Raw genomic sequence first — 20802 nt, forward strand, 5'->3', positions numbered from 1 at the left:
AATTATCACAGCCTGTAGCGCCATCACTGACCCCACTTTGCATTTTCAGCACATGACGTTGGCCGGCTTTAGCCACCGGGTAATACGCACAATAGGCTTTCGATACCAATCCCATTTATGTATCACAAGTGGGAACTCCCACTTTCTCGATAAACCCGCACGAAGGAAGCCTCCGTCCAGCTGCTCGCATACATTGGGCAAGCCCTTTACGGCGCTACTCCAAAATCTCCTGTTATAAAAAACAATAATTCCCCCGGAGGAACTATGAAACTCAAACATTCGGCGAGTATCCATTCGCTGGCGCTGGCCATGTTCAGCCTCGGCGCGGCCAATACCCTTGCGACAGACTACAACGACCCCTGGTGGGCAAGCCCCAATACCAATACCAGTTTTGTCGACCAGTTCGATGGCGTGAGCATCAACCGCAACAAATGGTTGGTGGAGCAAAACATTTTTGTGAATGGCGAGGATATTGATTATCAGGATGTGGAATACCCCGCCGCTGACTGGACTTTTCGTGTCGGCCAACCCGATGCCGGTGCCACAGATGGCAAGGTACTCAACCTGAAAGCCCGCTATATGGATGGCCAGATCCAGGACTATTACGGCGGCGTTGCCGGTCAGGGCAAGCCGCTGTTTATTCGCGCGGGCCGGATTGAATCGCAAATTACCGATGACTCCACCTTTGTGTATGGCAAATTTGAAGCGCGCATCAAAATGCCGCCGGCGCGCAACGCCGAATTCCCGGCCTGGTGGTTGTTGGGCAACTTTCCCGATGTGGGTTGGACTGCTTGCCAGGAGCTGGACATTATTGAGTTCACTGGCGCCAATGTCAGTAAAGCGCCGCAAACCCATTGGTCGGCGCCCTACCCGGCCTATGGCGGCAACCCTTATGGCACCACTTACGCGCAACTGGGCATTAGCCCAAGCGATGAATATGTCACTTACGGCGTGATCAAAACCCCGGAATCGGTCGATTACTACATCAACGGCGTTAAAACCTACAGCTGGACCAAAGCCGAGCGCGGCGATCAGCCCTGGCCTTACCTCACCCCCATGCGCATGATCCTCAACCACGCCATCACCCATGTGGAATGGCCGGACGTAGGCAATTACAACAAGTTCAGCACCAACGCCAATGTGGCCAATAAAACCGGCTACACCCGCGTCAATAACGGTGTGACCGAGTATGAATATTTGGATACCGCCGCGATGAACGCCAATATCGGTCGTGCGGGTACGGATTTCCTGGTCGATTACGTTGCCCACTGGCCACTGCCGACCACCGACACGTGGCACAAGTACATCGACGAAAGCAAATACAGCTTCTTCCGCCCCACCAATAACACCAAAGGTTTCTATTCGCTGAAAGGCTGGATGGCGCCGGTGTCCGTCACCGCAGATGCTTACTTACAAGAAGGTGATAACGCCTACCGCGATAACAGCGCCAAAAATGCCGCTGACGGCTATGTCGGTTCCAAGTGGGCAACCCCGCGCGACGACAATATGCATTCAGTCACCATCGACTACGGCGTGGACAAACCCATCAAATACTTCTGGATTGAATGGAGCTGGAACCTGCCCAAGTCTTACGACATCTTCGGTAAAACCGCGTCCGGCAACTGGGAATTTATCCTCAATTCAGAGCAGCAAAGTGTGGGTTGGGCGACACATACTTTTGATGTAAACAAGACCTATCGCTACATCAAACTGGTCACCAAAGGTCGCATAGATAAAGCCGAGCCAATTTGGTTGTTGGAATTCAAAGCCTTTGAGGATGTGCCCAATGTATACCCCAAACCAGCGGGTACACCGGTGGTGGATCGCACCGTCAATATGCTTGGCAACGGCAACTTTGCCGACGGCCTGACCGGTTGGGGTAGCGAGAACTACGACGGCGCAGGCGCGGCCTATAGCGTTATCAATGGTGAAGCGCGCATTACCGCCGCCACGCAAGGCACCGGGTCTGGCTCCTACCAGTTGCACACCCAGGGGTTTGGCCTGAAACGCAACTATCGCTACCAGGTCAGCTTCCGCGCCCGCGCTGAAACGCCGCGCAATATCCAGCTGCGTCTGGCGGAAAACCAATTGAATCCATCACCAGCCGGAACCTATTTGCTGCAGACCATCGCCCTTGGCACCAGCATGACCAGCTACAGCTTCAACATCGACTTTACCGGTGGCGATAACCCCGGCCGCCTCGCCTTTCTGCTTGGCGCCATGGGTAATGCAACAACTTATATTGATGATGTGGTGATCAAAGAAATCGCCTACATAGGCTCCGGTGACCCGCTGGTTCCGGCAATTACCGCCACCGATTTCAGCGGCGCCAGCAGTGGCTGGGAAACTGACTGGTGGGGCGTAGCGCAACGTGCAGTGGATGGTGCAACCGGCAACAAAGCCAGCGGTAACGATGGTGTCGCCGAAGGTCAGGACTTGTGGGTGAGCGTGAACATCGATGCCAACTATGAAGTGAAAGAGGTACTGGTAGCGGGCGATAAATCCGCACCGCGCAGCCTCGCCCAGTTCAAAGTGGAATACGGCACCGCCAACAACACCCTGATCGACTGGACCAACAGCAATACCGATGGCGTCTATGAAAGCTTCAGCAACTTCGTCGCCTATCCACCCGCCAACGAACGTCGCTTCCGCTTCTGGTTCCGCCCACCGGCAGGTCAATTGGTGGAAGTGGCCGATGTGCAGTTGATGGCCGTCGACCTGAAGCCCCACCGCATCTACACCATTAATTTGGACAACGGCGGTAGCATCAGCCCGGCGGGCACCTTGCGCTACAGCAAAAACAACGCCGATTCCGCGACCTACAGCTTCACACCGCCACCGGGAGGATCGGTCGCCAATGTGATTGTGGACGGCGTATCGCTCGGCGCTATGAACAGCTACACCTTCAATAATATTGCTGCCAGCCACACCATCGCCGTGGCTTACAACACCACTGGCGCCAGCTCATCGGCGGCCAGCTCCAGTGCCCCCTCCTCTGCCTCGTCCAGCAGTTCGAGCGTGGCGCCGGTGTTGTTGTCCCAAGGCCGTCCGGTTACTGCCAGCAGCAACTTTCAACCCGCAGCCAATGCAGTGGATGGCAACGGCGGTACGCGCTGGGAATCCACCCACGGTGTCAGCCCTAGTTGGATCATGGTGGATTTGGGCAGCAGCAAAAACCTGAGTCAGGTGATTATTGATTGGGAAGCGGCCAACGCCGCCAACTATCTGGTGCAGGCATCCAACAACGGCATGAGCTGGACCACCTTGAAAACCATCACCACCGGCGCCTTTGGTGATCGCACCGACACCCACAGCGTTGCAGGCAACTACCGCTATGTGCGCATTTATGCCACGGCACGCAGCGCAGGAAACCAATGGGGTTATTCAATTTGGGAACTGAAAATAACGGGTAATTAATAAAAATTTAAGCAATGGTTATTAACCGCCACCCGCATTTTTTTGCGGGTGGTTTTTTAAAAATAAATGGACGACATACCATGAAAAAAATTCACTCACTTTTATTATCTGCAATTTTTTCTATCGCCATTTTCAGCAGCGCCGCCCACGCCGCTGTCATTACCTTTGATGATTTACCCGCAACCGAAGCCGATGCGATTCACAATGGTTATCACGGTTTCAATTGGGGTGCAGACTTTATGACCAGCGTAGCCTACATCAACAAAAATACTCTGCCCGGCACCGGCTTTGCTTCGGGGGTTGTGTCAGGTGATTACGCCGCGTTTAATAATTTCGCAACCACCAGCACTATTAGTAGCAATCTGTTTGATTTTAACGGCGCCTATTTAACTGCCGCGTGGAATGAAGGTTTATTCGTTGAAGTCACTGGTTTTTTAGACAACCTTGCCCTCTTCACCACAACCGTCACGGTCAGTACACAAAAGGCGCAATGGTTCGATTTTAATTTTATCGGCATCAACCAACTCAGCTTCCGCTCCTGGGGCGGAACAGCTAGCACCCCCGACGAAGGCGGCGAACATTTTGTGATGGATAATTTCACCTACAACGAATCCGCCAACACTCAAGTACCCGAATCATCATCACTCGCCTTATTGCTACTCGGCGCCGCCGGTATTTTATTAGGCCGCAAAACCAAAAAAACCTGATCTCCAGCAGTAAAACAACCCTGCTTTGCCGCTACCAAGTGATTGGTAGCGGCGTTTTTTTAGCGAAAAACACATTCATTATTTACGCAAAATAAGTTTTAACTTTTGCAACCATTTGATTACTGGTTAAGTTATCAACCGTCTCACATCCAACAATACGGTTAGCAAAACCCTTGATTTCAAGACGTTTTTTAAATTCACCTTTTGCTTCGCCAGGTCCAAATATTAAGATTGCCGTAGCATCTTTCAGGTGTGGGATAACTTCATCGTAATATTGATTAAGCCGATTGGTATGGCGCCTTTCGCGCTGATCTTCTGAGGGACTTGCCCCTTCAGTAGCATGCTCTGAATAACGAATATGTTTGTCATTTGACGATTGCGCATCGGACTTATCATCACTGTTGAACAACACAAATGCTTCTTTGTGGTCGATCCAAACACCCACCTCTTGCTTTACCGTTTGTTGATTGCTCATATTGTGCCTCACTTTTTAGTTAAGGTTTTTAACTTACACGGCATTGCAACAAGCCTCTGTGCGTAAACACACCGAGCATGGTTATAATCACCCTATGCCAACCTGAAAGATAAGCAGTACCAAACAAAGTTTGATAACGATAAATAAGAGAGCTTGAAATGATCTATCAAAGTGCCTGTCATTGCAGCGCAATAAAATGTGAAGTAAAAAACTGCAACGGCTCGATCTGCAATATAAGCGGTTTTTTACATTCGATCCGACTGCATCGCCTATTCCTCCGATTGATTGTGATGTTAACGGGGCTCTTCATCCTGAACGCTGCTGCGCAGGAGGAACCGCGAGTACGAGCGCGTGATTTAGGTGTCGCACCGGGTATCTTCAGCCCTGGCACCCACAATGCGATCACCGATGTCGCCGGTGTCCGTGTCGGCCAGGTGACGCTACGAAAGGGCGACAAGGTTCGCACCGGTGTCACGGCGATCCTACCGCACCCCGGCAATGCCTACCGCTCACGGGTACCCGCTGCACTGCATGTAGGCAATGGCTTCGGCAAATTCATCGGCACCACCCAGATCAATGAGTTGGGCGAGCTGGAAAGCCCGATTTTGTTGACCTGCACCTTATGCGTGTGGAAGGCGGCCGATGCCATGGTTGAGTGGATGCTGGCGCAACCGGATATGCAGGAAGTACGCTCGCTGAATGTGGTCGTGGGCGAGACTAATGACGGCAGACTCAATGACATCCGCGCACGCCCGATCACCGCTGCTGCGGTACGCACCGCATTGGAAAGCGCGAAGAGTGGGCCGGTGCAGGAAGGTAGCGTTGGTGCAGGCACCGGCACTACGGCGTTTGGCTGGAAAGCAGGTATAGGAACGTCATCGCGCAAACTGCCCGAGAGTCTGGGTGGATTTACGGTGGGTGTGCTGGTACAGGCCAACTTCGGGGGAGTACTGCAGGTAGCAGGTGCGCCCGTGGGGCGTGAGCTGGATCGCTATGCGTTCCAAAACGCAGTCGCTGCGCGAGAGAACACCCGTGGATTAGCCGATGATCGCGGCGATGGCTCAATCATTATTGTGATCGCCACCGATGCGCCCTTATCGGATCGTAATCTGCAGCGCCTCGCCTCACGCGGCATGATGGGATTGGGGCGCACCGGCAGTTCCGCATCCAACGGTAGCGGCGATTACATATTGGCATTTTCGACTGCCGAATCGGTGCGACGCCAATTTGATGCGGCGCGGTTGCAAACTACCGAATTGGCGAACGAGCAAATGAGCGCTGTATTCCAGGCCAGCGTGGATGCAGTGGAAGAGTCGGTCTACAACGCCTTGTTTATGGCGACCACGGAAAGTGGCAATGGTCAAACAGTGGAGGCTATTCCGCTGGATCAGGTGCGGAAAGTGCTGAAGGCTCACGGTATAGAAGTACCTGCGCGATAGGCAGCGCAGATGCTCCTACATCTGCAACACCGAAAATCAAAGGACAATAAACAATGTGGAAAGTATTAATAATTACATCAGTGCTATTCATTGCTGCCTGTAGCACCACAAAAATCCATGTTTACACATCGGGAATTGATCAGCCTACCCAACAGCAACTGCTTCAATCGTTAAACAATGCCGGTTTGAAGGCTCATCAACAGACAACCCCAATGCAGCCCCTCAAAGAAGGGGCTTATATCATTTACACACCCAACTCTCGTTCAACGCAGATCAACCGAGAGATTGAACAGATTTTAAAATCATTAAATTTACCGGCACCTGAATCACGCCTGTTTAGTTTGGGCGAAGGAATTAGCGCACACCGATATACCAAAGGAAATATTGGCCTCTATGTGATCGCAAATACAAACCAACCAACAGATAGCTTAAAAAAAATACTGGAAGAAAGCAGTATCTTGGATTGGGAGCTTGGTTCGATCAGCTGCACCCAAAATTACATTCTGGACATCATGGGCGATGGTAAAATTTACATAAGTACACTCGAAGATGGTAAAGAAATAACCTCACTCAACTGGAAAATACAAGATAAACAATTAGTGCTGACTAAATTATTTAACCGCTACGTTTACGACATTTCAGAAGAAAAGAAAATCATAACACCGACTCAACAGTATCCCGAACCTTACGGCTGCCAATTCCGCAGCAACTTTGACACTGTCGTGCACGTAAAAAATATCAGGGATTAATAATGATCTACCAAGGCAGCTGCCATTGCGGCGCAATAACATTTGAAGTGGAAGCCCCCGACGAAGTGGAAGTCGAAAACTGTAATTGTTCGATCTGCAATATGAGCGGTTTTTTACATTTGATTGTGCCGCAGCACCATTTTCGCCTTATCAGCGGCGCAGACAATATCACCACTTACACATTTAACACGGGCGTAGCAAAGCACACTTTCTGCAAAACCTGGGGCATTAAACCCTTTTACATTCCCCGCTCAAACCCGGATGGAATGGATGTCAATTTGCGCTGCTTAACACCGCAACCAAAAGCAGTAAAAATTGTGGATTTTGACGGGCAGAATTGGGAGCAACTTGCACATATCGTTGCGCATAAAAGCCTATAAATATTGGATTTAATAAATTGAATCCCTACGCCGCGCACACTGTAGGGGCGCAATTTATTGCGCCCTGGGTTTATTGCAACCTGGATTTATTACGTCCTACCACCCAAAATCCGTGACGGCAGAAATAACAACGCACGCAAAAATGCAAACACCGCATCAAAGGCGATACCAAGGATGCGAAACGGAATAGAGATCAACCAGACAATTGGCCAAAGTACCAAGGCGAGCAGCGCCAAGGGCCAACAGATTGCCCATAACAATAACCAGCAGATAAATGTGAGCATACGCCCCCCCGTTGTAAACACTGTTTTGGGATTAGATGCAGATTACAACAGATTAGATTCAGCTCAATCCTTTATAATGGTAAACCTTCGACAACCCTCTCCTAACGCCAGAGCCCTCCTATGAAACCCATTCACCTTCCTGTGTTTGTTTTTGCCCTAAGCCTGATTGCCTGTAGCAGCCAACCACAGCCGCAAGAAAAAAGCTCAGAGGATGAACTGACAGATGCGTTGGCGGCTGTTTTTGGTGAGCGCAAAAAACCGGATATGAAAATGGTAGAAAAATACCCCTTGGGCACGGCGGAAAATCCTGTAAGGGTGGCTATGCCGATTGGTCAGCGGGATTATTTATCGCGGTTGGTGTGCAGCAACGGCGAGCAAGTTTCGGCATTTGCGCGCGAGGGTAGCGCAGGTATTGGCCCCTATGGCTCGATGATAGATTCCTACACCGTCATTTGCGACACCTATCAGGGTGCGGTTGAGCACACAGTTTATTTGGATATGTACCACGGCGACTATGAAGAAACGCGCCCGGCGCAGGGATTCAAAGCACTGCTACCCCAGAAAAACAATTAACAAATTCGACCTAATGGCAACGCTATACTGGTTAGGCTTGTTCGTATCAATAGGTGTTATCTACTCAAGGAGACTGCAATGAAAACAACTCTGCTCTTGGTGTTGACTATAGGTTTTATCAGCTTAACTGGCTGCGCGCACAACAACACCGGCACTGCCAGCTTGATCAATACCTATTGGAAACTGGTTGAAATCAAAGGTACCGCCGTGGCTGTCAGCGACAATCAGCGCGAACCGCATATTGTGCTGAACACGGAGCGGCGTGTAGCAGGCTCCGATGGTTGCAATCGCATGATGGGTGGCTATCAGGTGTCGGGCGATAAATTACAATTCACCCAAATGGCCGGTACGCGCATGGCGTGCATGCAAGGTGCAGAACAAGCGCAGCTGATTGGCGCCACCCTGCCGCAGGTTGCCAGTTATGACATAGCTGGCGATCAACTGGAATTGCGCGATGCCGGGGGCGTAGTTATTGCACGCTTTAAAGCGGTTGCACTTCCCTGATTTTTTACGGCTAGCGTTTAAGGGCTAGCCCTGCTGACGAAACTCGGTGGGCGTTACGCCCACCATGCGTTTGAAAAAACGGTGAAAAGCGGAGGGACTGTTAAAACCGGATTTATAAATAATTTCCAACACCGTTTCATTTTTATAGTCGGGCGACAACAACCGTTTAGCTTCTTCCACACGGTAGCGATTAATAAATTCAAAAAAATTTGATTGGTAATGCATTTTTAAAATCGCGGAAATGTCGCGCGGCCTTAATCCCGTCTGCTCTGCAAAACGCTCCAGGTTAATATTGCTCTCCAGGTACAACTTGTCTTCATTCATGGCTTTTTCAATAACTGCCACTTTGTGATCCATTTTGGTCGGCTGTATCGGCTTGGCAACCGGCATGGCGTTCACGCTGAGCAATTGACGGGTATTAATCAAACCAAATACAAATAACGCGTTTACCAATATGACCGTTAGATAATTGTCGATAATTCCCAGACTATCACTTACCCCGGCACTCACCTGCCCCTCAAGCACATAAGCCAGCAGCGACCACAGCCAGTGAATACAGAAACCTGCAAGCACTGCATCTGCCAATTTCAATTCAGACATGGAAATAGCTGAATAAAGTGCTTTCAAGTTCTCACGCAATTTATATTCGGCGATAACACAGGCAACGATGTAACCCAGCGGGGATATTTTTACCAACGCCCAAATAAAAGCAACCGCCGTATTTTCCGCCCCAACCAATTCTGTTGTTGGCCACCATTCAAGGCTATTAATATCAAATAAAACCAATAACAGCGCCGCCACCAGTGCCGGTACTAAATGCAGAAAATTCCACCATCGCAACAACTGCATTTTTTGTGATAAAGAGCGCAAATAAAAATACAGCACCGGCCCCTGTAATAATAAACACACCGCAAGAATCGTAACAACCAATGGCGACTGATTGATAGCCGCACCTTTTAAATCGCCATTCCAGACAATGAGCGTAGTAGTTAGCACCAGTGCGATTAACACGAAAAAAGCAGAGAGAATTCGACGCGGCTGCAGGTGCTTGGCGGGTAACAAATTCAGTAGCGCAGCCAATACACAACACTCAAGGGCGGTAAGCAGCAACACCACGTCGTGAATATTTAGAAAGTTGGTTTTCATTAGACCTTTCTCGCACACAGAAATACCGCCACCTGTTCCGGTGACAAAACAGGTGGCGGTATCATCAGGAATTGAATTAGAGCGAATGACAAATGGCGTGATTTTAGTAAACGATTTACTTCACGTTATTATTTAAATACACAATGTTTGGCGTAATCCTTGGCTTCATTCATCGTCATCTCACCCTTGGGTTTGGTTTCGATGGATTTACACCAATCAGGGCTGCCCACTTCGGGCGCACAAGCAGAGAGCAAACTCGCAGCAGCGAGCAGAGGCAATGATTTAACGACTGGTAGAATTTTCATAACAACATCCCCGGGTTTTATTATAAGAGATCAATGTTTTTAACTGCGACGCTGGCGCACCGCTTCAAACAAACAAATACCGGTAGCGACCGAAACATTCAAACTGCTCACTGTGCCGGCCATCGGAATATTCATCAAATGATCGCAGGTGTCTTGTGTAAGCCGGCGCAAACCATCTCCTTCAGCCCCCATTAAAATACCAATTGGCCCCTTGAGGTTGGATTGGTAAATAGAATGCTCCGCGTCGCCCGCCGCACCAAATAACCAGATGCCTTTTTCCTGCAATTTTTTCAGGGTACGCGCCAAATTAGTCACGGGCACAAAAGGTAAAACCTCGGCGGCACCGCATGCCACTTTGCGCGCAATCGGCGTGAGGCCAGCGGATTTATCTTTTGGCGCAATGACCGCATGCACACCCGCCGCTTCCGCTGAACGCATGCAGGCGCCCAAATTATGCGGGTCAGTGACACCATCCAGAATTAATAAAAACGCAGGCTCATTGAGATTATCAAGCAAATTAAACAACCAGGTTTCGTCGTAGGTTTCGCCGGGTGTGCATACCGCCACCACCCCCTGATGATTTTCATCGCTCACCAACTCATCCAGTTTATTGCGATTAACCACCTGGCAGTGAATACCATTACTCTGCGCCGCATTCACAATTTTTTGCAGTTTCTGATCGTTGCGCCCCTGCACCATGTAAATTTCAATCACACGCTGGGGTGCGCTTTTCAGCAGCGCCTGCACTGCGTGCAAGCCAAATATAAATTCACGTTTCAAAACACTTACCTTAAAAAAATCGTTAATTACCGCACCGGTATTCGCGCGAACTAGCGTTCAGAGATCCGGGTTTCGCGCTCGCGCCAAATGCGGTCTTTAACCACATAGATTTCGCGCGTCAGGCTTTCATCGGAAACAAAATGCTCGCTTTGCAGCCAGCAATCACTTCGTTGTCTTAGCCTTAGCCACCGGCTTTTTAGCAGTTGGCGCCGCAGCCCGAGCGACAGCCTTGCCTTTTGTCGCTCCTGACGGCGACGGTTGAACTGTTGCTGGCGCTGCCTTGCTTGTAGCTTTCGCATTTTTACGGCCATGACTCACCTCACTTGCAGCCTTAGTGGTTTTTTTGGCGGGCACTGCAGCAGCTACCTTTTTAACAGCTGCGGTTTTCGGTGCTGCGGTTTTCTTGGCAGCACCGGAACTCTCCGCTTTAGCCACAGAGACCTTACTATTGGATTTTTTTACCGCGGGTTTCGCTGCTGCAACATCAGTTGCAGCTAATTTTTTGCCGGTCACTTTAGCCACTGCCGCCTTAGCGCCACCAGATTTGCTGCCCTCAGGCCTGGTGCTTGCAGGCTTAACTGACGCCGGCTTTTTAACTGCTGGTTTTTTTGCGGTGGTCTTTTTTGTGGCAGTGTTTTTTGTAGCTGGTTTTTTCGTCGCGGCTTTTTCAGGCACAGCTGTTGCGATAGCCGGTTTGGCCACAACCGGTTTAACATCTTGCTTATTGGCAGCGGATTTTTTAGCCGCATTTTTTGCATCGCGTTTAGCGACTTTGGGTTTGACTTGGGATTTAGGGCGACGAATGGCAGCCTCCGACTCCAACTCAAAATCAATTTTGCGGTTGTCCAAATCCACGCGCACTACGCGCACCACCAAACTATCACCCAAACCAAATACTTTACGCGTGCGCTCACCCATCAAGCGATGTTGCGCCGGTTCAAAACGATAATAATCGTGTGGCAATGAGGTGATATGAATCAAACCTTCCACATACAATTCATTGAGTTCAACAAATAAACCAAAGCTGGTTACTGCACTTACATGGCCATCATAAATGGCGCCAACTTGATCGCGCAGGTATTCACATTTGAGCCAGCTCACCACATCGCGGGTCGCTTCATCGGCGCGGCGTTCAGTGCGTGAACACTGCTCGCCGAATACCAACATTTCTGCAGCCGTGTAGGGGTAAATAAATTTCTTCGGTATTGCCTTGGCGGTGTCCACCCGGCGTACATGGGTGGTGGGTTCGGTGCTGCGAATTACCGAGCGAATCGCGCGATGCACTAACAAATCCGGGTAGCGACGAATAGGCGAGGTGAAGTGGGTATAGGCTTCGTAACCCAAACCAAAGTGGCCGTGGTTTTCTACCTGATACATCGCCTGACGCAAACTGCGCAGCATTACTGTTTGGATTAAATGGCCGTCGCTGCGATCCTGAATCATTTGCAGCAATTGTTGGTAATCCCCCGGTGTGGGCTTATCGCCACCGGCCAAACCTAAACCCAACTCCGATAAATAGGCGCGCAGGTTGGCGAGCTTGGTTTCGGTCGGGCCTTCATGCACGCGGAACAAACCCACCAAATTATGTTTTTCAATAAAGGTGGCTGCACACACATTGGCGCACAACATACATTCTTCAATTAACTTGTGGGCGTCGTTGCGTTTGACGGGAACAATACGTTCAATTTTACGCTCATCATTAAATTGGATGCGTGTTTCAGTGGTCTCAAAATCGATAGCACCACGTTCATCGCGCGCTGCACGCAAACACTCATACAGTTTATGCAACAATTCGAGCTGCGGAATAACCGCTTTATATTCTTCGCGCAGCGCCGCGCGGGTTTCACCTTCGCCGGTGAGAATCTCGCCCACTTTGGTGTAAGTGAGGCGCGCATGGGAGTGCATCACCCCCTCATAAAATTGATAACCGGTAATGCGCCCCGCCGTGCTGATATTCATCTCGCAGATCATGCACAAGCGATCCACATTCGGGTTGAGCGAACACAGGCCATTGGATAATGCCTCGGGCAACATGGGTACTACGTAATCGGGGAAATACACCGAGTTGCCGCGTGCACGCGCCTCTACATCCAGCGCACTCTCCACTTGCACATAGTGGGATACATCGGCAATCGCCACATATAACCGCCAACCACCTTTGCGCCGCTCGCACAACACGGCATCGTCAAAATCGCGGGCATCTTCACCATCGATAGTCACAAAGGGTAAATGGCGGACATCCACCCGGTGCAGCTTGTCTTTTTCTTCCACTTCATGGGACAGACGCGCCGCTTCGGCAATCACCGCCTCAGGCCAAACGCTGGGAATACCATGGGCCTGAATCGCCAGCTCGATTTCCATGCCCGGCGCCATATGATCGCCCAGCACTTGCACTACGCGGCCGGTAGGCAGGCGGTTTTTATCCGGCTGCTGGGTAATTTCGGCCACCACAATCTGACCGTGTTTAGCACCGCCATAGGCGCCAAACGGGATCATGATGTCATGGGTAATACGTGGGTTTTCCGGGCGCACAAACTGCACCCCCTCTTCATTAAAGAAGCGCCCCGCCAATTGAGTGGTATTGCGGATCAGCACTTCAATAATCGCGCCCTCTTCTTTACCGCGATACTGCTCACCCGAAAGGCGCACCAGCACCTCATCGCCATCAAACACTTTGCGCATCTGGCGATTGTGTAAATAAATGTCTTCGCCGCCCTCAGAGGGGATCACAAAGCCATAACCATCGCGATGCCCCTGCACCCGTCCACGCACCACATCAATTTTATCCAGCCGCACATAGGCATCGCGGCGGTTGCTGATCAGCTGACCATCGCGCGCCATCGCAATCAACCGACGGCGCAAGGCTTCAATCTGGTCTTCGCCGGTCAGCTTAAGCATCGCGCACATCTGCTCATGGGTCACTGGCTCGGCAGCGGTATCCAGAAGCTCAAGAATGTATTCGCGGCTGGGAATGGGGTTTTCATACTTCTCAGCTTCGCGTGCGGCAAAAGGGTCTTTGAAGGGGGATTTACGTTTGCTCAATTGGGCATCCTGTGTTCAATAATTGGCGGATTTCTAACTATCCTGGCAGTTGATTTGAATTATAGGGCAGCAATCATGACAAACCTACAAATAAAATGGATAAGGCCGTTGACAAGGCAAATCCGGATAATTATAGTGCGCGGCCTCAGCTAGCTGAGATTGCCCAGGTGGTGAAATTGGTAGACACGCCAGCTTCAGGTGTTGGTGGCTTAACGGCCGTGAAGGTTCAAGTCCTTTCCTGGGCACCACACAATGAAAACCCCCGCTATGAAAATAGCGGGGGTTTTTGCTTTTGGGCGATTTAAACATCGCCATGCTCAACAACAATTACAGGATTGATTTAAATTACCCTCTAACCCGTATAGAGCCCAATGGAATACGGTGTTATTAATCTTTAATTGCTTTTCAACGAACAACCCTGTTCTTATTGAATATCCCCAACAGGAACGCCAATCATGCCAGACAAACGCCAGAGTATTCGTGAGGCTTTTTTGAAGGCGGCGTTTAGCTTCTTAGGGTATATCGCCGGTTGCGATGGGGCGATCAATCGCGATGAGGTGAATCGCCTTAAGATTCACATGAAAAAAATGCACTTGTCGGAGGATGAGCAGCGCAGTGCTTTGCATTTGTTTAAAGCGGGTACGGCAGCTGAGTTTAACGCGAGCCAAGCGCTGCAAGAATTTCGCACTGCCACAACGCCTAAACTGATACAGATTTTATTGGTGCATCTACTCGCCATGGCGCGCGCCGATGGATGCCTGGTGGAGAAGGAGCTGCATGCATTGCAGTGGATCGCGCGGGAAGTTGGTTATGACAGCGTTGTGTTCAATCACTTATTAAAAATGATTTACGAGCAAGACCAACTTGCGCTGAGCATCAACACGCAAAAACCTGCGCAACCGAATACTTACAGCGCCTCCGCAAAAGAACAGACGAAGGCAAACCACAACGCGCATCGCCCGACAGCCAATCACAATCAGGATTTACAAAAAGCTTACAAAATTTTAGGTGTAAATGCCGGGATGACCGAAGATGAAATGCGGCGAACTTATAAAAAATTGGCCAGCCAACTTCATCCCGATAAATTAATGAGCCAAGGCCTGGCGCCAGAACAACTCGCTGCCAGCAATGAACGCTTTAAACAGATTCAAGCAGCCTATGCTTTTATTAAAAAATATCGGTCAATCTACTCGGCAGGTTAAGCCTAGGTATTATGTCGTGGCAAAGTGAATTTACTTTATTCGCGTCACAGTCAGCCCCACAGCGGCAATACGATTCGCTTTTTTATAATAGGGTTGCTCAAGCTCCTCTCCAAATATGTCCGGATCAATTTCTTCATACGACCATTGAAATTTATTGCTCGCCAACGAGGGTAATAATTCCGACAGCAGTGGATTATTGTCGTCGCTGGTGATGGCCATGCCCGTATACAAAAGAAAGTGGCCGCCCGGTGCGAGTAAACCCAGCGCATGCTTTGCAATACGTAAACTTAACGCTAACCCGAGGTGCGAGCCGCCATCTCGATACAAGCGCCCCGCCGGATCACTGAGGTAAGGCGGGTTGGATACAATCAGATCAAATTCCAACCCTCTGATATTAAAAAAATCACCCGGCAGTGCATTTATTGGTATGCCGGCCACATTGGCGCAGACACGCGCATAATCCAGCGCCGTGGAATTTAAATCATTTAAATTTAATTCATAGAGCTGATGAGTTGGTAAGGCGCGGATTGCCGCGATTCCTCCGGCCCCGCTGCCACAACCAACATCCAATACCCTAACGGGAATGCTGCGATGTGCAAAGCCGGAGCGCGATTGAAACAGGCGCAACGAATGTTGCACGAAGCGAGCAAAGCGGTAAGTATCTGGCCCAAAAAAAACAGCATCCGCATCATTGGTCGGGAAATAGGAATGCAAAAATAAATCCTCACCCAAGGAGGAAATACGGATTTTACTGCGGAAACAATCACCGCCATTAAACAACAAATCGGCCTCGGTCATTAATGTAAATATAAGCGGCGGTAGAACTGCGGCATTAAATGGCAGGTTCCAGCCAAACACATCGCGGGCATTCTTTGCAAGGCCGTCAAAACCCAGTAAAAACCGTTCATGGGTGCGCGGTGTCACCGTGGTAAAACTGTAGCCCTGTAAGGCAATGGAACGCAGCAATTCCTCTAACAACATAATGCGTTTAGCATTGGATGTACGCATAAGATATTGATCACCATAACGCACAACCTCATATCGACGATTAGGCATAGACCGGTTCCACCACAACAGATTTTTTGCGTGAAATCGCCGGAAGCCTGAGTTTCATATGTTGACTATATTTGTCGTAGCAGAGCTGACCACAACTCAACCGCATGAGTGCACCTTCAGCGATGAATCGCGCGCTTTCAGGATGCGAACTCACCAGCGGCCGTACAATTTCCTGAATCCACGCGCGCGAATGAATAACATCAATCGCTGCATGCAAATCAAAATAGCGGCGTGATCTACGTGGAAATTTCAGCCGCTGCATTGCGCGCGATACTTTTGCGGCGCGCCGGGGTGCAGTTAATTCGATAGCGCCCAGCGCGCCCAGGGATTGATATGTATACCGGCGCGATGTCGCTAACCCCAACATAGTATTTGCCAAAGCCAGAGATTCCCACTCTGTAGTTTCAATGGATGGAGTTAATTGTAATTCCTGCACCATCGCTTCCAACAATGGGCCGTGCATTGCTTTGGTTTTGCCGCGCCCCATTTCATCCCAGTAATTACGGGCACATTCGAGTTTGGCTTGTGTTGGTAACTTAACTTGCGTGTAGGCCACCAGATCATCAAAGCCCGCCTCACCCGCTGCCTCCTGCGTGAGAAACCATTTCATTTCTTCGGCAGACGCGTGATCTGCCAACCAATCAAATAAGGGATGATTTTGACCAGGCCCCCACTCAATAAGGGACTCAAACCAGCCAACAAATTCATCAGGATTTGTTGTTACACCATCGACCAGCGAGCAAACAGATGAGCGCATCTCCTCCAAAAATCGACCTTCGAGTAAACGCATTTTAAGACTTGCACTTTCATCCGCTTCCCAATCGTCACACGGAATAGCAACCGCCGTTCGTGAACGATTAAAGTTAGCAAGCGTAACGTGAAATGTTTGCGGGTCTATTCCAGAGAGATACATAAAACCTCCGCATCACCAATATTTTCCGATATGAATTTACTATCATCCGGCGACCTTAGTGGATCACATGCACCGTCTCTGTACGCTGCTGCACACAACCTCCATAAGAGAATGGTTTATGGGGTATTTATTGAAATAGTTTTTAAAACACACACTTAAAAATAATTTTAATTACTCATAAATATAATGAAAATATTTATGCCTGTTGGCCCATGCGCATTTTCAGCAAGTTGAATTAGACGCAACAATTTATTCTGCTTCACGCACAACTATCAAAGCGCACAGCGAATTTTAATTGCCCTCACGTTAGCTACCGCACAGATGCAGCGGAAAGATAAGAACACCCTCTTTCACATTCACCGATCAACCTAAGGAGGATGTGATGAAAAATTCTGATCAGCACGCCATGCAAGATCCACGAACGCAATACCCAAAAAGCCAAGGTCAAGGCGAGGCCGATGAGCAACAACCAGACCCGGGATTGGATGCAGTTTTAGCACCACAGGCAGATCACGGTGAACGGAGTTATCGCGGCGCAGGCCGGCTCGATGGGCGCAAGGCACTTATTACCGGTGGCGATTCCGGTATCGGCCGCGCGGTGGCAATCGCGTTTGCCCGTGAAGGGGCAGATGTAGTGATTAACTTCTTGCCCAGTGAAGAAATTGATGGTCAGAAAACACTGAATATGATTCGCCAGGCGGGACAAAAAGCAATTGCAATTCCGGGTGACATTACCGACGAAAATTTTTGCAAAATCCTGGTAAAACAAACCGTTGAAGCATTAGGGTCGATTGATATTTTGGTCAACAATGCAGGCAAACAGCAATTTGTGGAAGAGCTGGAAGATCTCACTACCAAACAATTTGTTGAAACCTACGCGACCAATGTATTTGGTATGTTTTGGATTACCAAAGCCGCCGTACCGCACATGCCGCCCGGCGCCAGCATTATCAATACCACGTCCATTCAATCCTATCAGCCCTCCCCCGGTTTATTGGACTACGCATCCACCAAAGGTGCCATCACTGCATTCACCAAAAGTTTGGCGAAAATGCTGATTAAAAAAGGCATTCGTGTAAATGCCGTTGCACCCGGCCCGGTGTGGACACCACTACAACAAAGTGGCGGTCAGCCCGAAGAAAAACTGCGTCGGTTTGGCGACAAAGTCCCACTGGGGCGCGCAGGACAACCAGCAGAAGTTGCACCCGCATTTGTTTTTCTCGCTTCGCAAGAATCCAGTTACATCACCGCTGAAGTGATTGGTGTCACCGGCGGTGCACATTTACCTTGAGCTGAAATATTTCAAAACAATTCCTCCGATTAATGTGCGATTTTAGTAAGGATATTTTTATGAACGATTCATCCAAAACAACCCAACATAAATCCGGTAGCCATGATAAACGCGGCGCTGGCAAGCCAGAGACAGCGGGTGCCGGTTCAGTGCTGAGCACCGTTGCCGGGCCCTCCTCTGATCAGCCGCCACAAACGCTGGGGGCAGATGACCAGATTCAACAGCGACTGTTGGACAAAACAGTAGGCGGTCAAAAGCTGGCAGAAAAAATCCCTTCAAACCTCAATAAACCGCACGAATACGGTGAGGCTTCACGCACACCGGTTACGGGAGCGACAGTGGAACCTGATTCGCCCGCTGCCGGCGGCAGCACCTCAACAGAAATTATTGAGTCGCCCAAAACAGGTGATGGAACAACAATGCCTGGATTAAACCCCACGGTTAGTTCCTTGGATCGCGTAAGAGTGGATAGCAGCAACCAACAGCTAACCACCAACCAAGGCGTACCGATTGCCGATAACCAACACTCGTTAAAAATTGGTTTGCGCGGCCCAACAGCGCTGGAAGATTTTATTCTGCGCGAAAAAATTACCCATTTTGATCATGAACGTATTCCAGAACGTGTGGTGCACGCGCGTGGCTCGGCCGCCCATGGTTATTTTGAGTGCTATCGCGCCTTAACCGAATTCACTACCGCCGCGCCGTTTAGTGAAAAAGGAAAACGCACGCCGGTATTCACGCGTTTTTCTACAGTCGCCGGTGAACGTGGATCTGCCGATACGGTGCGCGATGTGCGCGGTTTTGCAGTGAAATTTTATACCGATGAAGGCAACTGGGATTTGGTGGGCAATAATATTCCGGTGTTTTTTATTCAGGATGCAATGAAGTTTCCCGACTTGGTTCACGCCGTTAAACCCGAGCCACATCACGCCATGCCGCAGGCATCCAGTGCCCACGATACCTTTTGGGATTTTGTGTCGCTGATGCCGGAATCCACACATATGTTGCTGTGGCAAATGTCCGACCGGGCTATTCCACGCAGCTATCGCACCATGCAAGGTTTTGGTGTGCACACCTTTCGGTTGGTAAATGCAGACGGCGCATCGGTATTTTGTAAATTCCACTGGACACCGCTTGCCGGTACGCACTCCTTGGTGTGGGATGAGGCCGCAAAAATTATCGGCGCCGATCCGGATTTTCATCGCCGCGATTTATGGGAGGCAATTGAAGCAGGCGCGTTTCCGGAATATGAATTGGGCCTACAAATATTTTCAGAGGAGACCGCTAATGGTTTCCCCTTTGATGTGCTCGACCCCACCAAATTAGTACCGGAAGAATTGGTGCCAGTGATCACGGTGGGCAAGATGGTATTGAATCGAAACCCGGATAATTTTTTTGCCGAAACTGAACAAGTTGCATTTTGTACGGCGCATGTCATTCCGGGTATCGATTTCACCAATGACCCGCTATTGCAAGGCCGGATTCACTCTTATGTGGATACCCAAATTAGTCGTTTGGGCGGCGCAAACTTTCATGAAATCTCCATCAATTCACCCCTAGCGCAAGTTCATAACAATCAACGCGATGGCATGCATCGCCAGGCAATTAATCGCGGCCGGGTGAATTACGAACCCAATTCACTGGCAGGCGGATGTCCATTTCAAGCGGGAATGTCGGGCTACAAAAGTTTTCCTGAACCCATTGCGGAAGATAAAGTACGCGGCAATCCCGAACTATTTTCGGATCACTATTCGCAAGCAAGACTTTTTTGGCAGAGCCAATCACCGGACGAACAAACACACATTATTAACGCGTTTCGTTTTGAACTGACACGGGTGCAAACACCGGCTGTTCGCGCGCGGGTGGTGTCACTGCTGGTGAATGTTGATGCGCTATTGGCAAAGTGTGTTGCCGATGGTTTGGGTATCGAACTGCCGCCGGCAATGCCACTTGCATCCGACTTACCTATTCCATCCTACCCTCCCTCTCCGGCGCTCTCGTTATTAACGCGCCCCGGCGTAACCGGTATAGCCACACGCCGGGTAGCGATTTTGGTGTGCGAGGGCGTTGCGCAAAAAAGTGTGTTCGCAGTTTATAACGACTTGCTGCAAGAAGGTGCCGTACCAAGATTAGTGGGGGCACGCCTGGGCAAAATAAAAACCGCTGAAGGTACGACGCTGGATATAGAGATCACTTTGGAAGCAGGCCCTGCAGTGCTCTATGACGGCGTAATTATTATGCAAGGTGATGCATCGCTCCCCCGCAGTGCTGATCCCCTCGAATTTGTGCGGCAACAACATCGTCACTGCAAACCGATTTATGCCATCGGTGGCGGAATGTTAATAGCCGCAGCAGGCATTCCCACGGTTTTTGCCGATGGCGATGCCGATCCCGCCATTATTATTGATGAGGAAAAAATGCAAACCGATTCACTCGCCAAATTTAAAACCGTCTTAGCCGGGCACCGATCATTTGAGCGCGAAACAGATCCATCAGCAATGTAACACCGGAGCCTATAAGCAGGGAGCAAAAACCAAGT

The 20802-nt window shown here is 49.9% G+C and carries 18 protein-coding genes and 1 tRNA gene; 11 read left to right on the forward strand and 8 right to left on the reverse strand.

Translation table 11 applies throughout. The features are described from left to right. The first annotated feature begins 264 nt into the window (after nt 1-264). Nucleotides 265-3417 (forward strand): discoidin domain-containing protein, encoded by a 3153-nt coding sequence (locus NNX04_RS09355; RefSeq protein ID WP_261948240.1) that lies wholly within the window; start codon nt 265-267, stop codon nt 3415-3417. Between the two features lie 80 nt (nt 3418-3497). Further along, nucleotides 3498-4124, forward strand: coding sequence for a PEP-CTERM sorting domain-containing protein (locus tag NNX04_RS09360; protein ID WP_261948241.1), 627 nt, complete (start codon nt 3498-3500; stop codon nt 4122-4124). 82 nt (nt 4125-4206) lie between these two features. Here NNX04_RS09360 and NNX04_RS09365 read toward each other — a convergent pair whose 3' ends face one another. After that, a complete protein-coding gene (locus NNX04_RS09365) occupies nt 4207-4599 on the reverse strand; it encodes a hypothetical protein (RefSeq protein WP_261948242.1) in 393 nt (130 codons plus the stop codon). A 290-nt stretch (nt 4600-4889) separates the two neighbouring features. Here NNX04_RS09365 and NNX04_RS09370 point away from each other — a divergent pair, with 290 nt between their 5' ends. The 3 genes from NNX04_RS09370 to NNX04_RS09380 are packed head-to-tail and all read left to right on the forward strand — an operon-like array spanning nt 4890 to nt 7167. Continuing rightward, entirely contained in the window at nt 4890-6038 is a 1149-nt protein-coding gene (locus NNX04_RS09370) for a DmpA family aminopeptidase (protein WP_261948243.1), read from the forward strand. A gap of 53 nt (nt 6039-6091) precedes the next feature. Next, nucleotides 6092-6787 (forward strand): hypothetical protein, encoded by a 696-nt coding sequence (locus NNX04_RS09375; protein ID WP_261948244.1) that lies wholly within the window; start codon nt 6092-6094, stop codon nt 6785-6787. A gap of 2 nt (nt 6788-6789) precedes the next feature. Then, nucleotides 6790-7167, forward strand: coding sequence for a GFA family protein (locus NNX04_RS09380; protein WP_261948245.1), 378 nt, complete (start codon nt 6790-6792; stop codon nt 7165-7167). Nucleotides 7168-7256: 89 nt separating this feature from the next. Here the strand turns inward: NNX04_RS09380 and NNX04_RS09385 are convergent, their stop codons facing one another. Next, on the reverse strand, nt 7257-7451 hold the full coding sequence (locus tag NNX04_RS09385) for a hypothetical protein (RefSeq protein ID WP_261948246.1): 195 nt from the start codon (nt 7449-7451) through the stop codon (nt 7257-7259). 120 nt (nt 7452-7571) lie between these two features. Between NNX04_RS09385 and NNX04_RS09390 the strand changes: the two genes are divergently transcribed. Both NNX04_RS09390 and NNX04_RS09395 read left to right on the forward strand, forming a co-directional pair. Beyond that, nucleotides 7572-8024, forward strand: a complete 453-nt coding sequence (locus NNX04_RS09390) for a hypothetical protein (RefSeq protein WP_151058896.1) — start codon at nt 7572-7574, stop codon at nt 8022-8024. A gap of 78 nt (nt 8025-8102) precedes the next feature. Then, complete coding sequence (locus NNX04_RS09395; protein ID WP_261948247.1) at nt 8103-8528, forward strand: META domain-containing protein; 426 nt, start codon at nt 8103-8105, stop codon at nt 8526-8528. 24 nt (nt 8529-8552) lie between these two features. Here the strand turns inward: NNX04_RS09395 and NNX04_RS09400 are convergent, their stop codons facing one another. The 4 genes from NNX04_RS09400 to rnr all read right to left on the reverse strand — a co-directional run bounded on the left by NNX04_RS09400 (nt 8553) and on the right by rnr (nt 13801). Continuing rightward, nucleotides 8553-9674, reverse strand: coding sequence for a helix-turn-helix domain-containing protein (locus NNX04_RS09400; RefSeq protein WP_261948248.1), 1122 nt, complete (start codon nt 9672-9674; stop codon nt 8553-8555). 128 nt (nt 9675-9802) lie between these two features. Continuing rightward, complete coding sequence (locus tag NNX04_RS09405) at nt 9803-9979, reverse strand: DUF3012 domain-containing protein (protein ID WP_007643471.1); 177 nt, start codon at nt 9977-9979, stop codon at nt 9803-9805. Between the two features lie 39 nt (nt 9980-10018). Next, a complete protein-coding gene (gene rlmB / locus NNX04_RS09410) occupies nt 10019-10759 on the reverse strand; it encodes a 23S rRNA (guanosine(2251)-2'-O)-methyltransferase RlmB (RefSeq protein WP_007643472.1) in 741 nt (246 codons plus the stop codon). Nucleotides 10760-10921: 162 nt separating this feature from the next. Continuing rightward, a complete protein-coding gene (gene rnr, locus NNX04_RS09415; RefSeq protein ID WP_261948249.1) occupies nt 10922-13801 on the reverse strand; it encodes a ribonuclease R in 2880 nt (959 codons plus the stop codon). 161 nt (nt 13802-13962) lie between these two features. Here rnr and NNX04_RS09420 point away from each other — a divergent pair. Further along, nucleotides 13963-14049 (forward strand) — tRNA-Leu (locus NNX04_RS09420). Nucleotides 14050-14256: 207 nt separating this feature from the next. Continuing rightward, nucleotides 14257-15003, forward strand: a complete 747-nt coding sequence (gene djlA, locus NNX04_RS09425; RefSeq protein ID WP_261948250.1) for a co-chaperone DjlA — start codon at nt 14257-14259, stop codon at nt 15001-15003. A 30-nt stretch (nt 15004-15033) separates the two neighbouring features. Here djlA and NNX04_RS09430 read toward each other — a convergent pair whose 3' ends face one another. Both NNX04_RS09430 and NNX04_RS09435 read right to left on the reverse strand, forming a co-directional pair. After that, complete coding sequence (locus tag NNX04_RS09430; RefSeq protein WP_261948251.1) at nt 15034-16059, reverse strand: methyltransferase; 1026 nt, start codon at nt 16057-16059, stop codon at nt 15034-15036. After that, a complete protein-coding gene (locus NNX04_RS09435) occupies nt 16052-16972 on the reverse strand; it encodes an iron-containing redox enzyme family protein (protein WP_261948252.1) in 921 nt (306 codons plus the stop codon). Before NNX04_RS09435 ends, NNX04_RS09430 begins: the two co-directional genes overlap by 8 nt. 382 nt (nt 16973-17354) lie before the next feature. On the opposite strand from NNX04_RS09435, the gene NNX04_RS09440 reads away from it, so the two are divergent. Both NNX04_RS09440 and NNX04_RS09445 read left to right on the forward strand, forming a co-directional pair. After that, complete coding sequence (locus NNX04_RS09440; protein WP_315973086.1) at nt 17355-18263, forward strand: glucose 1-dehydrogenase; 909 nt, start codon at nt 17355-17357, stop codon at nt 18261-18263. A gap of 59 nt (nt 18264-18322) precedes the next feature. Beyond that, nucleotides 18323-20767, forward strand: a complete 2445-nt coding sequence (locus NNX04_RS09445; RefSeq protein ID WP_261948253.1) for a catalase — start codon at nt 18323-18325, stop codon at nt 20765-20767. Nucleotides 20768-20802: the final 35 nt, after the last annotated feature.

Source organism: Cellvibrio sp. QJXJ (assembly GCF_024452345.1).
In the GTDB taxonomy this organism is placed as follows: domain Bacteria; phylum Pseudomonadota; class Gammaproteobacteria; order Pseudomonadales; family Cellvibrionaceae; genus Cellvibrio.

Coding starts and splice junctions, on each gene's coding strand:
- NNX04_RS09445 (WP_261948253.1), top strand. CDS start 18,323: ATGAACGATTCATCCAAAACAACCCAACATAAATCCGGTAGCCATGAT.
- NNX04_RS09385 (WP_261948246.1), bottom strand. CDS start 7,451: ATGCTCACATTTATCTGCTGGTTATTGTTATGGGCAATCTGTTGGCCC.
- NNX04_RS09395 (WP_261948247.1), top strand. CDS start 8,103: ATGAAAACAACTCTGCTCTTGGTGTTGACTATAGGTTTTATCAGCTTA.
- NNX04_RS09430 (WP_261948251.1), bottom strand. CDS start 16,059: ATGCCTAATCGTCGATATGAGGTTGTGCGTTATGGTGATCAATATCTT.
- NNX04_RS09390 (WP_151058896.1), top strand. CDS start 7,572: ATGAAACCCATTCACCTTCCTGTGTTTGTTTTTGCCCTAAGCCTGATT.
- NNX04_RS09355 (WP_261948240.1), top strand. CDS start 265: ATGAAACTCAAACATTCGGCGAGTATCCATTCGCTGGCGCTGGCCATG.
- NNX04_RS09375 (WP_261948244.1), top strand. CDS start 6,092: ATGTGGAAAGTATTAATAATTACATCAGTGCTATTCATTGCTGCCTGT.
- NNX04_RS09435 (WP_261948252.1), bottom strand. CDS start 16,972: ATGTATCTCTCTGGAATAGACCCGCAAACATTTCACGTTACGCTTGCT.
- djlA (WP_261948250.1), top strand. CDS start 14,257: ATGCCAGACAAACGCCAGAGTATTCGTGAGGCTTTTTTGAAGGCGGCG.
- NNX04_RS09365 (WP_261948242.1), bottom strand. CDS start 4,599: ATGAGCAATCAACAAACGGTAAAGCAAGAGGTGGGTGTTTGGATCGAC.
- NNX04_RS09400 (WP_261948248.1), bottom strand. CDS start 9,674: ATGAAAACCAACTTTCTAAATATTCACGACGTGGTGTTGCTGCTTACC.
- NNX04_RS09405 (WP_007643471.1), bottom strand. CDS start 9,979: ATGAAAATTCTACCAGTCGTTAAATCATTGCCTCTGCTCGCTGCTGCG.
- NNX04_RS09370 (WP_261948243.1), top strand. CDS start 4,890: ATGTTAACGGGGCTCTTCATCCTGAACGCTGCTGCGCAGGAGGAACCG.
- NNX04_RS09440 (WP_315973086.1), top strand. CDS start 17,355: ATGAAAAATTCTGATCAGCACGCCATGCAAGATCCACGAACGCAATAC.
- NNX04_RS09380 (WP_261948245.1), top strand. CDS start 6,790: ATGATCTACCAAGGCAGCTGCCATTGCGGCGCAATAACATTTGAAGTG.
- NNX04_RS09360 (WP_261948241.1), top strand. CDS start 3,498: ATGAAAAAAATTCACTCACTTTTATTATCTGCAATTTTTTCTATCGCC.